Origin of the sequence: Amycolatopsis vancoresmycina (genome assembly GCF_000716785.1) — a bacterium.
GTDB lineage: Bacteria > Actinomycetota > Actinomycetes > Mycobacteriales > Pseudonocardiaceae > Amycolatopsis > Amycolatopsis vancoresmycina.
Map to the genome: position 1 here is coordinate 82,054 of NZ_JNYY01000012.1, position 13,152 is coordinate 95,205.

Genomic DNA, 13,152 nt, shown 5'->3' on the forward strand with positions numbered 1-13,152 from the left:
CTGTTCCTGACCCAGACCCGGTTGCCGGCGCCCCGGAAGTGTCGCGAATGACTCATTCGGGACCTCCGACGCCGCGAATGAGTCATTCGCGGCACCGGCGGCCCCGCCACGCCAGGAGCTCGCTACCCGGAAGACCGCACTTCGTGCAGGACGCCTTCCCGGCAGACCGCGGCCGGCCGCCGGGTCGCGCGGATGTCGGCCAGGGGGTCACCCTCCACCAGCACCAGATCCGCCCGCTTCCCCGCAACGACCTCCCCGCGGTCCGCGAGGCCGAAGCGGCGTGCCGGCGCCGAAGTCGCGGCCGTCAGGGCCGCCTGCGGGGTGAGCCCGGCCTCGACCAGCAGCGCGAGCTCCCGGTGCAGGCTCAGCCCGTGCGCGGTCCCGGGCGCACCGGCGTCGGTCCCCGCGAGCACGCACACCCCCGCGCGGGCCAGCGGCGCCACGACGTCGGCCGCATACCCGGCCGCGTAGCCGTCGGTCGCCTCCGTGGCCATCGTCGCCGTCAGGGTCGCCAGCGCGGCCGCGTCCAGGACCCGCGCCGCCTCGGGCTCCACCGCGCCCGGGCGGCCGCAGAACGACTCCAGCACCGTCAGCGTCGGCACCACGAAGGCGTCCCGCGCCGCGAGTTCCGCGACGAACTCCGGGCCGGGCGGCCGGTCGAACGGCAGGTGCACCAGACCGTCCGCACCGGCGCGGACGGCCGCCAGTGCGGACCGCACGTCCATCGCGTGCACCACCGCGAGCAGCCCGTGCTCGTGCGCCGCCGCGACCAGCGCGGCCACGGCGTCCGCGGTCAGCGACGGCCGGTGCCCCTCCCCCGGCACCGAGGACGCGAACACCTTCAGGTAGTCCGAGCCCTCGGCCACGCGCGCCGCGACGAACGCGGGCGCCTCCGACGGCGACGCCAGCGTCGGGAACGGCCCGAACAGTCCGTGGTGGACGAGCTGGGCCGGGTGCCCGCCCGGGGCCGTGGCACCGGTCCCCGCCGACCGGAAGTCCGAGACGGCCCCGCCGCGCGCAGCCTCGGCACGCAGGGCCCACAGCACGGCGGGGTCGGCGAACATGTCGAGCTGCGTGGTGACACCGAAGGCGAAGCCGTGCCGCAGCCCGGAGCGCGTGATGTGCACGTGCGCGTCAATCAGGCCGGGCAGCAGCGTCCGGCCCGCGCCCGCGACGACGTCGGCGCCGGGCGCCGTCAGCCCGTCGCCGACCGCGGTGATCCGGCCGCCGTCGGCGAGCACGCTCGTCCGCGGGTGGACGCCGTGGCCGTCGAACAGCCGGACGTCACGGAACAGCAAGGGCGGCACGGGAACCTCCTCCTGGCACGGGAAGGCCGCCGTCCGGCAGGACGGCGGCCTCGGGCATCCGGGGTTCAGCGCGGCTCGGGACCGATGATCCAGTTCTCCCGCACGACCAGCTCGTGCACGTACCGGGGTTCCACAATGGACAGCAGCTCTTCGTGCGCCCGCTGGTACGCCGGCGAGTCCAGCGCCGCCGCGAGCGCGTCGGTGTCGTCGAACCACAGCTGCTGCGCCGCGTCCAGCAGCGCCTCGCCGACGCCGTAGTAGCCGTCGCGGGTGGTGCCCTGCAGGTACCGGCGCAGCCCGGGGACCTCGGCGGCGAGGTCGGCGTACTTGCCGCGCAGCCGGTCGCGGAACTCGGCCAGCGGCAGCCCTTCGCGGCGCTTGACCAGCTGGATCAGCTTGACACCGCCCGCGTCGGCCCGGCCGGGGACGACTTCGCGGGCGTCGGTGTCGAGGACCACCGTGCGCCAGAAGGCGGCCCAGCGCGGCTCGTCGAGCCGGGCACCGTTGAGGAATTCGTCGGTCTGCAGCGAGGCCAGCTGCTCTTCGTCGTTGGCCAGCCAGATCTCCGCGACGCCGCTCCACATCGGATCTTCCGGCTCGGGTCCGAACGGGATCCGCGTGTCGATCAGGTACTTCCTGATCTGCGGGATCTTGGCGGCGTACCGGACCGCGTGCTCTTCGACCCAGTAGCGCTGGAACTCCTGTTCGCTCATCCCCGGCTTGGGGTGGGCGAAGATCAGTTGGTGGATCATGCGGTGCTCCCTTGTCGGTGCGCGTGGTGACCGGATCCCATGGCACCGCGCGGCGCGCGCGGGCGGCAAGGGCGCCGGGCGCACTCCCCCAAGTCGGGCCGCGACCGCACGAAGTAGCTCCCGGATCGGTGCGGTGACGGCGGTTCCGCCGTGAGAATCCGTGGCATGGCTGGACGTGGAGTGCTCGTCACCGGTGGCTCGAGTGGCCTGGGCGAGGCGATGGTGCGCAGGTTCGCGCTCGGCGGCGACCGGGTCTGGTTCACCTACCGGTCCCACCCGGACGCGGCCGCGCGGCTGGTCGCCGAGGTGGCCGGCCGCGGCGGCAAGGCGGAGGCGTTCGAACTGGACCAGGGGGACGCCGGGAGCCACCGGCGGCTGCTGGAGCGGGTCCACGGCCCGGTGGACGTCCTGGTCAACAACGCCGCGGTCGGCACCAAGACCGTCGAGAACGTCGTCGACGGCCCGGTCGAGGAACGCGACGAAGCGTTCCTGCGGATCAACAGCGCCGGTCCACTGTGGATGATCCGGGCGCTGCTGCCGGCCATGCTGGACCGCGGCTACGGCAAGATCGTCAACGTCTGCAGCGTCGGCGGCGGGATCGCCACTTTCCCGGCGTTCGACGTCGCCGACGGGATGAGCAAGGCGGCGCTGGCCTACCTGACCCGCCACCTCGCCGCGCAGCTCGTGCACGACCCGGTGCACGTGTTCGCGATCTGCCCCGGCGCGACGCACACGCCGATGCTGCGCGCGAGCCTGCTCGACGCGCTGAGCGAGCCGCAGCTGGCCGAGCTGACGAGCCGGCTGCCCGGCGGGCGGCTGCTCGACCCGGCCGAACTCGCCGAGCTGACCTGGTGGCTGTGCGAAGAACCGGCGGCGCTGCTGCACGGCGCGGTGCTGGACGCCTCGCGCGGCCTCGGCGTGCACCCCGGCCTGGTCACCGGCCCGGAAGCGGGCCGCTGATGGTGGCCAAGCGCGCCGCCGCGCTGGCCGGGCACGTCCCGGCGATCGCCGCGGCCCACCTGCGCGCCGAAGCGGACCCGTACCACCCGGTCGCCAACCCCGGCGGCTTCCTCAACCTGGGCACGGCGGAGAACCGGCTGGTCTGGGACCTGCTGGCCGGCCGCGTCACGGCGCCGCGGCGGCTGACCCCGGCCGACGTCCGGTACGGCCCGCTGCACGGCTCGCGCAAGCTGCGCGAAGCGACCGCCGCCCAGCTTTCCCGGCTCCTGAACACCGCGGTCGACGCCGACGAGCTGGTGGTCGTCAGCGGGGCCAGCGCTGCCCTCGACATCGCCGCGAGCGTGCTGTGCGACCCGGGTGACGCCGTCGTCGTGCCCGCCCCCTACTACGGCGCGCTCGAGGTGCTGCTCACGGTCCGGTCCGGCGCGCGGCTGCTGCCGGCTCCGATGCGCGCCGCGGACGGCTTCCGGCTCGACCCGGCCGTCGTGGCCGAGACGGTGGTCGCCGCGCGCCGCCGCGGCGAAACCGTGCGGGCGCTGGTGCTGACCTCCCCGGACAACCCGACCGGCCGCGTCCACCCGCCCGGGGCGCTGCGCGAGCTGCTCGCCGTCGCCGCCCGGCTCGACCTCGACGTCGTCGCCGACGAGATCTACGCCGGCTCGGTGTTCGGCCCGGTGCCGTTCACCAGCGTGCTCGACGGCGGCCCGCGGGTGCACGTCGTCTGGGGCTTCGCCAAGGACTTCGGGCTGCCGGGGCTCAAGGTGGGCGCGCTGTGCAGCCGGGACCCCGAAGTGCTGGCCGCGGCCCGCGCGCTCGCGTACTTCGCGCCGGTGTCGAGCGACACCCAGGCGCTGCTGGCCGGGCTCCTCGCCGACGGCGACTGGGTGCGCGGCTACCTCGACGCTTCCCGCGCCCGGCTGGGCGCGGCCTACACCGGCGTCACGGCCGCGCTGGCGGACGCGGGTGTGCCGCACGTGCCGGCGGGCGCCGGGTTCTCGGTGTGGCTGGACCTGCGCGCGTGGCTGGCGGAACCGGGCACGCCGGGTGAGCACGAGCTGTGGCGGCGGATCCTGGATTCGGCGCGGGTCAACGTCCTGCCCGGGTCGGCGTTCGGCGCGCCGGAGCCGGGCTGGTTCCGGCTCTGCTTCGCCACCGACGCGGCCCTGGTGCGGGAGGCCGTCCGGCGGCTGGGTGCGCTTCCGCGGGGTCCGCGATGAGCCGCGGCCCGCTCGACGGCTGGTACGAGGCCGCCGGCGTGCGCACCGGCGTCCGGCGGATGCTGCACGACGACTCCGCCGCCGGCAAGGTGTTCTTCCCGGAGCGGCTGGTGCCGTACCTGGCGCACGAGGCCGTGGCGGCGCTTCCGGCGCCGCGGCGGCGGGAGCTGGCCGTCCGGCACCTGTACCAGTTCCTGCTGTCGACGACCCACTTGGAGACGCGGGTGGTCAACCGCGGCGCCGAGCTGATCGCCGACGACCGCTGCGGCGTCCCGGTGGGCACGACGGCCCGGCTGGACGCGTTCAAGGTGTACTGCGACGAGGGCTACCACTCGCTCTACAGCCTCGACCTGGCCGCCCAGGTGGCGGCGGCGACCGGGATCGCCATCCCGCGCTGGGACTACGGCGGGTTCGTCGCGCAGCTCGACGACGCGGTCGTGGGCACCTTGCCCGAGCACCCGGCGCTCGCGCCGCTGCTGCAGACCGTGGTGTTCGAAACGCTCGTCACCAGCATCCTCAACGAGGTCCCGGCCGACACCGGCGTCGTCACCACGGTCCGCGACCTGGTCCGCGACCACGCGAAGGACGAAGGGCGGCACCACCGGTTCTTCACGGCGTTCTTCCACGAGCTGTGGCACGGCCTCGACGCGGGCACCCGGTCGGCGGTGGCGTTCGCGCTGCCGGAGCTGATGAAGAGCTGCCTGGTCTGGGACGTCGCCCCGGTGCGGTCGTCGCTGCGCCTGGCCGGGCTGGACGCAGCCACCGCCGCGGCCGTCACCGACGACTGCTACCGCGCCGACGACGAACGGTTCCGCACGATCTGCCGCGCTTCGCTGCGCATGTGCGCGTCCGCGGGCGTGTTCGAGGTCCCCGGCGCGGTGGACGCCTTCGCCGCGCACGGGCTGCTCACCGGCGAGGAGTGCTGATGCCGGGTTACGGGGACTACCTGCAGCTGCCGGCGCTGCTGGCGCTCCAGCGGCCGCAGGCGGGGCCGGGGGCGCGGGACGAGCTGCTGTTCGTCGTGGTGCACCAGGCGTTCGAGCTGTGGTTCAAGCAGCTGCTGTTCGACCTCGAGGACGCCCGCGACCTGATGCTGACCGGCGACGGGCACGTCCCGCGCCGCCGGCTGGAGCGGGCGGTGGCGGTGCAGCGGATGCTGCTGGGCCAGTTCGACGTCCTCGACACGATGGCCCCGCAGGACTTCCGGCTCTTCCGCGGGGTGCTCGGCACGGGCAACGGCGGGCAGTCGGCGCAGTTCCACGAGATCGCCCTGCTGTCGGGCGCTCAGCAGGACGGCGGGTTCGACCGCCCGTGGTATTCGGCGGCGGAGCGGTCCCGCCTGCGGCGGCGCGCGGCCGAGCCGACGCTGTGGGACGGGTACCTGGCGGTGCTGGCGAAGGCGGGCTTCCCGGTGGCGGCGGAGGAGGAGCGGTTCGCGGCCTACGCCCGGATCGCGGCGGAGCGGGACGGGCTGTGGGAGCTGGCCGAGGCGCTCGTCGCGCACGACCAGGCCTGGGCCGCGTGGCAGGGGCGGCATCTGCTGACGGTGCAGCGGCAGATCGGGCGCCGGCGCGGAACGGGCGGGACGACGGGGGCGGCGCACCTCGCCGCTCGGCAGCAGGCGCGGTTCTACCCGGAGCTGTGGGAACTGCGCGCCCGCCTCTGAAGCGGGCGCCGTGTCACGTCAACGGGGTGCGCTTGCAGCCCGCGGACTCGAGCTGCCCGGCCACCGCGGCCCCGAGCGGCGTGGCCGGATCCGTCAGGTCGTAGGGCAGGTCGAAGTGGTTGCGGCCGGCGGCGACGTGGTCGGTGACGTCGGCGCCGGCCGCGGTCAGGGTGGCGGCCATCGCGTCGTGCTGGCGGACGAACTCGGCGGGTTCGTGCTCGCCGCGGGCCAGGATCACCGGCGGGAGGACCGGCGGGAGCTTGCCCAGCGGGCTGTTTTCGCGCGCCTCGACGACCGAGAGCGCCAAGGCGTCGTCGACCGGCGAGCCGATCAGCGGTTCGAGCTCGTACAGGCCGCTGAGCAGCGTCACACCGGCGAGCGGGGCACCGCCGGGCAGCAGGGCCATCGCGGCCAGGTGCGCGCCGGCCGAGCTGCCGGCCAGGTGGATGCGCGCCGGGTCGACGCCGAGGGCCGGAGCGACGTGCGTCAGCAGGCGGATCGCCCGGCGCACCATCGCGGCCATCTCGCCGAGCCGGTAGGACGGCGCCAGCCCGTAGCCGAGCGCGGCGAACGCGACGCCGCGATCGAGGAACCCGGCCGCGGCGAAGGCGGCCTGGTGCCGCCCCGACTCCTGCCAGAACCCGCCGTGGACGAACACCACCAGCGGGGCCCGCGTGGCGCCCGGGACGGGGAAGAAGTCGAGGAGCTCGGGCTCGGCGCTGCCGTACCGCAGGGTCCGGTGCCGACGCCGCCGCGCGGCGGCGGTCCGTGCGGAGTACTCGTCGAGGTAGCGGCCGACGTCGGGCACCAGCCGGCCGGGCAGCAGGTCGTCCGGCGAAAGGGTGCCTCGCGTACCTGGACGGCCGGTTCGCGTGCCTGGAGGGTCGGTTCGCGTACCCGGACGGTCGGCTCGCGTGCTCGGGGGGTCGGGTGTCATGCCGGGACCGCCTCGATCACCGAGGCCCGCTCGCCGGGCGTCACGCTGCGGACCTCGAAGCCGCCGTCGGCGAGCACCTGCCGCCAGGCGGGTTCCGTGCGCTCGCGGCCGCCCAGGAGGACCAGCATGTGCAGGTCCAGCAGGTGGCCCGGATGCGGGCCGCCGTCCTCGGGGATCACCTGCTCCAGGACGAGCAGCCGCCCGTGCGCCGGCATCGCCGCGCGGCAGCTGCGCAGGATCCGCGCCGCCCGCGTGTCGTCCCAGTCGTGCAGGATCTGCGCCAGCAGGTACACGTCCCCGCCTTCCGGTACCGCCACGAAGAAGTCGCCCTCGACGCGGCGGCACCGCTCCGGCACGTCCGCGGCCGGCACCACCCCGGGCCGGTCGAACACCGTCCCGCGCAGCTCCGGGTGCGCGGCCAGCAGCAGGCCGAGCAGCACCCCGTTCCCGCCCCCGACGTCCACGACGTGCCCGACGCCGTCCCACGACCGCTGCAGCAGCGGCTGCGCGCGCACTTCGGCCAGGCCGGCCTGCGCCCGGTCGAACTCGGCCTGCCGCTGCGGCCGGTCCGCGAGCCACTCGAACAGCGGCGCGCCGAACACCGGCTCGAACGCCGGGGCGCCGGTGCGCAGGCTCAGCGACGCCTCTTCCCAGACCCGGTACGCCTCGCCGGTCATCAGCCGCGACAGGTGCCGCAGCGAGCCCGGGACGTCCGACCGCAGCAGCTCCCCGGCCGGCGTCAGCGCGTACTCCCCCGCCGCCACCGTGAACAGCCCTTCCCCGGCCAGCGCCCGGAGGAACCGCGTCAGCGCATCGACGTCGGCGCCGAGTTCCGCGGCCAGCTCCGCCGCCGTGGCGGGGCCGGACGCGAGCCGGTCGACGACGCCGAGTTCGGTCACCGCGTGGATCGCCTGGGCCAGCACCGCGCCCATGATCTTCCGGCGCAGGCCGGCGTACCCGGTCACGCGGGCACCCCCACCGGCCGGGCGGCCAGCGCCGGGAACAACGGCACCGCGGCCGCCCGGCGCAGGTACTCCGCGCCCGTCGTGCCGCCCGTGCCCGGGACCGTGCCGATGATCTTCACCGTGATCCCCCAGTGCGTCCGCTTCATCGCGCACCACGCCTCGTCCAGCCGCGTCAGGTCCGCGCACAGCCGGGCCGTCGCGACGCCGCCGAGCCGCTCGCCCGCCCGCAGCGCCGCCTCCTGCAGGGAACCGCCGCACAGGGTCTCGATCCGGCGGAAACCGCGGGACTGGATCGCGCTGCGGCCGTCCGTGTGCGCCCGGATCACCGCGAACACCTCCGGCGGCATCGTGGTCACCACCCGGTAGAGCGCGGGCGACAGCGCCAGGAGCCCGGCCGCGTCGGCGACCAGCACCCGCGCGCGCTCGACCGCCAGGCGCACCAGGGCATCGCGGGCCGCCGCCAGCGCGTCGCCGATCCGGCGGTACAGCGTCTCGAACAGCTGCAGGCAGCGGACGAACATCTGCTCGTCGTGCAGCGGGGTCATCGGCAGCAGCGACAGCTCGGTGACCATCCGCACCCGCGGCGCCGTCGTCTCGGCGGTCTCGGCGATCCAGGCCGCGGCGAGCTCGGCGAGGTCCTCGTCGGCGGACGGCGGCGGCACCGCGTCCGCCCGCAGCCGCGCCAGGACGCCGAGGCAGGCGCGGGCCCGCTGCCGCTGCACCCGGCCCGGCCGGCGTCCGAGGGCGCGGACCTCCAGCTCGAGCAGGTCGGCGGCCAGGGCCCGCAGCAGGTCCGCCGCCGCCCGGTGCGGCGGCAGGTCGGCGCCGGCCGGGCTGTCGAGCAGCGGCACGGCGAGGTAGCCGTCGTAGCCGCCGCCCGCCTGGTCGGCCGTGCTCGGCAGCCAGTCCGGCAGCGGCCACGCGAGCCGCGCGCGGCTCGCGTGGCCGCCGGACAGTCTGCTGTGGATGGTCCGCAGCAGGCCGACGAGCTCGTCGCCGGCGTAGCCGCGGCCCACCGCCCGGTAGTGGCGCAGCACCGGCGCGAACGGGAACCGGGCCACCGCGGCCGGGCCGATCGGGGCCGGGGCGCCGGCCAGCCAGGCGTGCACCGCCGTGACGGCCGCGCGCCGGTCACCTCCGCGCGCCGCGGCCTCGCTCACGCCGCCGACCCCGGTCCCGCCGGGCCACGGCCCGGCGCCGTCGCTCGCTGCCACCACCGTGCTCCCCGCCTTCCGCTGAGTTCAGACCTGGTAACGCTTCTTGACGTCCTCGGCGAACCCGAGGTAGTCCCGCAACGGCCAGACCGCTTCGAACTCCAGGTACTCCCGCATCGGCAGCCGCCCGAGTGCCGTCCGGTCGAGCTCCTCGGCGTCCGGCGAGTCGATGATCGCGATCACCCGCTTCTGCGCGGCGACCTTCCAGATCCCGACGCAGAACCCGGAGTCGACGGTCTCCTGGGCGTGCTCGGCCTCGTCGGCCTCGACGTCCCACAGCTCGTCGAGGGTGATCCGGCCCTCGTGGTTCCATCTCATCTGGACGTAGAACAACATCGGCGTGATCCCTTCCGTGGGCGCGAAACCGGTTCAGAGCGCCCGGATGCGGGCGGTGAGGCTGTGGTCCGGGCCGAACACCTCGGCGGCGATGTCGAGCGCGGTCTTGCCGTCGTGCCCCTCGACGTCGACCCGGGCACCGGCGTCGAGCAGGATCGACGCGCAGTCGTCGTAGCCGTGCCAGAGCGCGTCGTGCAGCGCGGTGTAGCCGTTGGTCGCGCCCTGGTAGTCCAGGTCGGCGCCGGGTGCCGAAGCCAGCGCCGAGGTGATCGCCGCGTGTCCGTTGTAGACGGCCTTGTGCAGCGGGCTCGCCCCGAACGTCGGCTCGGTCGCGTTGACGTCGGCGCCGCCGCGCAGCAGCAGCCCGGCGATCTCGGCGTGCCCGTCGCGCGCGGCGACCAGCAGCGGGGTGTGCTGGTCGTTGAAGCCGTTGAGGACCGGGTACCGCGCGTCGACGTCGGCGCCGGAGGCGATCAGGGACCGCACCCGCTCGACGTCGTCCGCGGTCACCGCGGCCATCAGCTCCTGCGCCGTCACGGCGTCCTCGTCGGACTTCGCGCGGTCCTTCAGCGCCTGCTCGGCTTCGAGCAGCTTTTCCTTGCCGAGCTTGTTGACGTTCAGCTCGTACTCGAAGTGCTCCTTCATCGAGAAGCCGTAGTGCGTCGAGAGGTTGACGCCGGCGCCGAGTTCCAGCAGGTACCGGGCGATGTGCGGCCACTTGTACCAGAGCGCGTCCATCAGCGGGGTGTGGCCGGTGGTCGCGGCCACCGCGTCCACGAACGCGCCCGCGTCCACCAGCACCCGCACGGTCGCCAGGTCGCCGCGCTGGACCGCCTTGTGCAGCGCGGTCGCGCCGCCGCGGCTGTCGGTGGTGAACACGTCGGCGCCGGCGTCGACCAGTTCGCGCACCACGCCGGCGTTCCCGAGGCCGGCGGCCACCAGGAACGTGGTCAGCCCGGTGGCGGGGTCGCGGCGGTCCGGGTCGGCGCCGTCGCGGACGAGCCGCCCGGCCTCTTCCCGGTCGCCGTCGCGGACCGCGGCGAGCAGCCGCTCGTCGATGTCGGAGCGGAACAGCGCGATTTCCGGGCTGGCGTCGAAGAACGCGCGCCAGTGCGTCACCAGGCCGTCGTCGCCGACGGTCAGCACCATCGCGAACTCGAAGTCCACCTCCATCCCGGTCCGGTGGTGCTTGAGCTTCTGGTAGTTGACGACGAACGCCCGGTCGCCTTCGACGACCAGCTGCCGCTGCTCGAACTCGGTGACGTCGGCGTAGAGCGTGCGCAGCCGGAACGCCTCCAGCACCTCGTCCTTGCCCCGCCACACGCGCAGGTTGGGCACGATCGTGTTGAACTCGTTGCCGGGCAGGTCGAAGACGATCGCCGGGGAGAGGGCGGCGAGCACGCCCTCGACGTTGCCCGACGCGACGTCGGAGAACAGTTGCGTGACCACCGCACGGGTGCTTGTGCTGTCCGCCATGAGAGATCCTTCGGCCGTTGTGTCTACTGTGGTGTGCCGGGCCTTTCCGCTCCCCAGCACACCGCGCCCCGGCCGCGGCGGGCAAGGCGCCGCCGCGCACTATCCGAAGTCGCCGCCACCGGCGCGCCGGCCGGGCTACTCCGTGCATTCGCCCTTGCCCGCCAACGGGTCCGCCTCGACGCTGGAAGGAGCCGCCGTCCACCGCGGTGGCCGGGTGAGCGCAGGAGGGTTTCGCCATGTCCCTGTCCCCAGAACTACCCCGCTCCACCGACGTGCTCGTGGTCGGCGCCGGGCCGGTGGGCCTGACGATGGGCTGCGCGCTGCGCACGCTCGGGATCGACCACGTCGTGATCGACCGCGCGCCCGGGCCCGCGGCGCACTCGCGGGCGTCGGCGGTGCACGTGCGCACGCTCGAGTCGCTGGCCGCGATCGGGGTCGCCGACGAGCTGGTGGCCCGGTCCATCCCGGGCCGCACGTTCACCGTCCGCGACGCGGAAAAGGTGCTGCTGTCCATCCCGTTCGCGGAGCTGGACACGCCCTACCCGTACGCGCTGAGCATCCCGCAGATGACGACCGAAGAGGTGCTCGCCGAGCGGTACGCGGCGCTGGGCGGCACCGTGCACCGCACCACGTCCCTGCTCGACCTGCGGGACAGCTTCCCCGGCAGCACGGCGTCCATTGTGGACTCCGACGGGGTCGTGCGGGCGATCGACGCCCGGTACGTGATCGGCGCCGACGGCATCCACAGCACCGTCCGCGACCGGATCGGCGTCGGCTTCCCCGGCGGCGCGCGGCCGCAGACCTTCATGCTGGCCGAGGTCACCATGGACTGGCACGGCCCGGAGGACGAGGTCGTCACGTTCTACTTCTCCCCGCGCGGGCTCGGCGCGGTCGCGAAGATCCCCGGCGACCTCTACCGCGTGGTGGCGCTGGTCGGCGACGACGCCGGTGTGCCCACCCGCGAGGACGTCCAGGAGGTCATCGACACGCGCGGCCCGGGCGCCGCGGGCGGCCGCGTGCGCGAGGTCATGATGGCGTCGAACTGGCGGGTGCACGAGCGGCTGGCCGACAGTTTCCGGCGGGGTCCGGTGTTCCTCGTCGGCGACGCCGGGCACGTGCACAGCCCGGTCGGCGGGCAGGGCCTCAACACCGGCGTCCAGGACGCGCTGAACCTCGCCTGGAAGCTGGCCGCGGTGCTCGACGGCACCGCCGCCCCGGCCCTGCTGGACACCTACGACGCCGAGCGGCGCCCGGTCGCGGCCGGGGTGCTCGGGTTCACCGGCACGCTCACCGAGATCTCCACCCAGACGAACCCGGCGAGCATCGGGCTGCGCAACGAAGTGCTCGACTCGGTCGCGCAGCTGCCCGCGTTCCGCTCGTGGCTCGCCACCCGGCTGGCCGGCCTGCACATCGGCTACCCCGGCGAGGACGGCCCGCACGCCCCCGGCCCGGGACGGCGGGTCGCGCCCCGGCGCGGGATGGCGCCCGGCATCGGCTGGACGCTGGTCATCCCGCCGGCCGCCGACGCCGTCGCGGTCAAGGAGGCCGCCGAAGCGAGCGTCACGCCGATCACCGTGCTCCCGGCCGACGACGCCACGCACGCCACGCTCGTCCGCCCCGACGGCTACGTCGCGCTGACCGCCGGCGCCGACGCGGCCGCGACCCTGCCCGCCGGGCTCGCCGCCTGGCTGCGGCGCTCCTGACCCCGGTGCCCGTCCCGGGTCCCCGGTCCGCACCACCCCCGATGGCAGTACCCAACCGAGGAGGTAGTCCCATGTCGGCACCCTGGTCCCGCCCGCCCGGCTCGGCCACGCTGATGCACGTCGCGATCCTCTGCAAGGACGTCGACGAATCCCTGCGGTTCTACCGCGACGGGCTCGGCTTCGCGAAGACCTACGAGTGGTCCAAGACGACCAGCGACACCGGTCAGGTGCTCTACTGCGACCGGGGCGTCTACATCGAACTGGACGGCCACACCTACATCGAACTGTTCCCCGGCGGCCGCGACGACGTCACGTCGATCTCCGGGCCGCTGCAGCACATCGCGCTGATCGTCGGCGACGTCGACGAGGCGTACACGAAGTGCCTGTCCGCCGGCGGCGCCGCCTTCCCGATCGAGGACTGGGACGGCGCGCCGACCCAGGTGTTCATCAACGGGGAGCCGGAGATGGAGGTCCGGGTCGCGTTCGTCCGCGGCCCCGGCGGCGAGCTGATCGAGCTGTACCAGCAGCTCAGCCCGGTGGTGGCGGTCGACCGCACCACCACCGCCGCCGGCGCTTCGGCGTAGCGGCACAAACGGAAGCGGGCGGTCCCTCCGGGGGC

The 13,152-nt window shown here is 74.7% G+C and carries 13 protein-coding genes; 6 read left to right on the forward strand and 7 right to left on the reverse strand.

What is annotated here, in order from left to right; genetic code table 11:
• Positions 1-122: 122 nt before the first annotated feature.
• Together OO60_RS27220 and OO60_RS27225 are read right to left on the reverse strand one after the other, a co-directional pair.
• Complete coding sequence (locus tag OO60_RS27220; protein WP_003077089.1) at positions 123-1,307, reverse strand: amidohydrolase family protein; 1,185 nt, start codon at positions 1,305-1,307, stop codon at positions 123-125.
• A 65-nt stretch (positions 1,308-1,372) separates the two neighbouring features.
• Positions 1,373-2,059: an EthD domain-containing protein gene (locus OO60_RS27225; RefSeq protein WP_003077091.1), complete on the reverse strand. Its 687-nt coding sequence runs from the start codon at positions 2,057-2,059 to the stop codon at positions 1,373-1,375.
• A 165-nt stretch (positions 2,060-2,224) separates the two neighbouring features.
• Here OO60_RS27225 and OO60_RS27230 point away from each other — a divergent pair, with 165 nt between their 5' ends.
• From OO60_RS27230 to OO60_RS27245, 4 genes are read left to right on the forward strand one after another with little or no spacing between them, the layout of a single operon-like run.
• The gene (locus OO60_RS27230) at positions 2,225-3,019 is read left to right on the forward strand and encodes an SDR family NAD(P)-dependent oxidoreductase (protein WP_033262361.1); all 795 of its coding nucleotides are present in this window, start codon (positions 2,225-2,227) and stop codon (positions 3,017-3,019) included.
• Positions 3,019-4,236 carry an aminotransferase class I/II-fold pyridoxal phosphate-dependent enzyme gene (locus OO60_RS27235; protein ID WP_003077095.1) on the forward strand — a complete coding sequence of 406 codons (1,218 nt, stop codon included), beginning with the start codon at positions 3,019-3,021 and terminating at the stop codon, positions 4,234-4,236. Before OO60_RS27230 ends, OO60_RS27235 begins: the two co-directional genes overlap by 1 nt.
• The gene (locus tag OO60_RS27240) at positions 4,233-5,162 is read left to right on the forward strand and encodes a diiron oxygenase (protein ID WP_003077097.1); all 930 of its coding nucleotides are present in this window, start codon (positions 4,233-4,235) and stop codon (positions 5,160-5,162) included. Before OO60_RS27235 ends, OO60_RS27240 begins: the two co-directional genes overlap by 4 nt.
• A complete protein-coding gene (locus tag OO60_RS27245; protein WP_003077099.1) occupies positions 5,162-5,902 on the forward strand; it encodes a tryptophan 2,3-dioxygenase family protein in 741 nt (246 codons plus the stop codon). Before OO60_RS27240 ends, OO60_RS27245 begins: the two co-directional genes overlap by 1 nt.
• 13 nt (positions 5,903-5,915) lie before the next feature.
• Here the strand turns inward: OO60_RS27245 and OO60_RS27250 are convergent, their stop codons facing one another.
• The 5 genes from OO60_RS27250 to OO60_RS27270 all read right to left on the reverse strand — a co-directional run bounded on the left by OO60_RS27250 (position 5,916) and on the right by OO60_RS27270 (position 10,830).
• A complete protein-coding gene (locus tag OO60_RS27250; RefSeq protein WP_003077101.1) occupies positions 5,916-6,710 on the reverse strand; it encodes an alpha/beta hydrolase in 795 nt (264 codons plus the stop codon).
• Positions 6,711-6,835: 125 nt separating this feature from the next.
• Entirely contained in the window at positions 6,836-7,804 is a 969-nt protein-coding gene (locus OO60_RS27255; RefSeq protein WP_003077103.1) for a methyltransferase, read from the reverse strand.
• A complete protein-coding gene (locus OO60_RS27260) occupies positions 7,801-9,018 on the reverse strand; it encodes a hypothetical protein (protein ID WP_156081326.1) in 1,218 nt (405 codons plus the stop codon). The genes OO60_RS27255 and OO60_RS27260 overlap by 4 nt, the downstream gene beginning before the upstream one ends.
• Before the next feature lie 27 nt (positions 9,019-9,045).
• Positions 9,046-9,354, reverse strand: coding sequence for a muconolactone Delta-isomerase (locus OO60_RS27265; protein WP_033262363.1), 309 nt, complete (start codon positions 9,352-9,354; stop codon positions 9,046-9,048).
• Positions 9,355-9,387: 33 nt separating this feature from the next.
• Positions 9,388-10,830: an ankyrin repeat domain-containing protein gene (locus OO60_RS27270; protein WP_003065224.1), complete on the reverse strand. Its 1,443-nt coding sequence runs from the start codon at positions 10,828-10,830 to the stop codon at positions 9,388-9,390.
• Positions 10,831-11,066: 236 nt separating this feature from the next.
• On the opposite strand from OO60_RS27270, the gene OO60_RS27275 reads away from it, so the two are divergent.
• Together OO60_RS27275 and OO60_RS27280 are read left to right on the forward strand one after the other, a co-directional pair.
• The gene (locus OO60_RS27275; RefSeq protein WP_081911267.1) at positions 11,067-12,533 is read left to right on the forward strand and encodes an FAD-dependent monooxygenase; all 1,467 of its coding nucleotides are present in this window, start codon (positions 11,067-11,069) and stop codon (positions 12,531-12,533) included.
• A 71-nt stretch (positions 12,534-12,604) separates the two neighbouring features.
• Positions 12,605-13,117 (forward strand): VOC family protein, encoded by a 513-nt coding sequence (locus OO60_RS27280; RefSeq protein WP_033262364.1) that lies wholly within the window; start codon positions 12,605-12,607, stop codon positions 13,115-13,117.
• Positions 13,118-13,152: the final 35 nt, after the last annotated feature.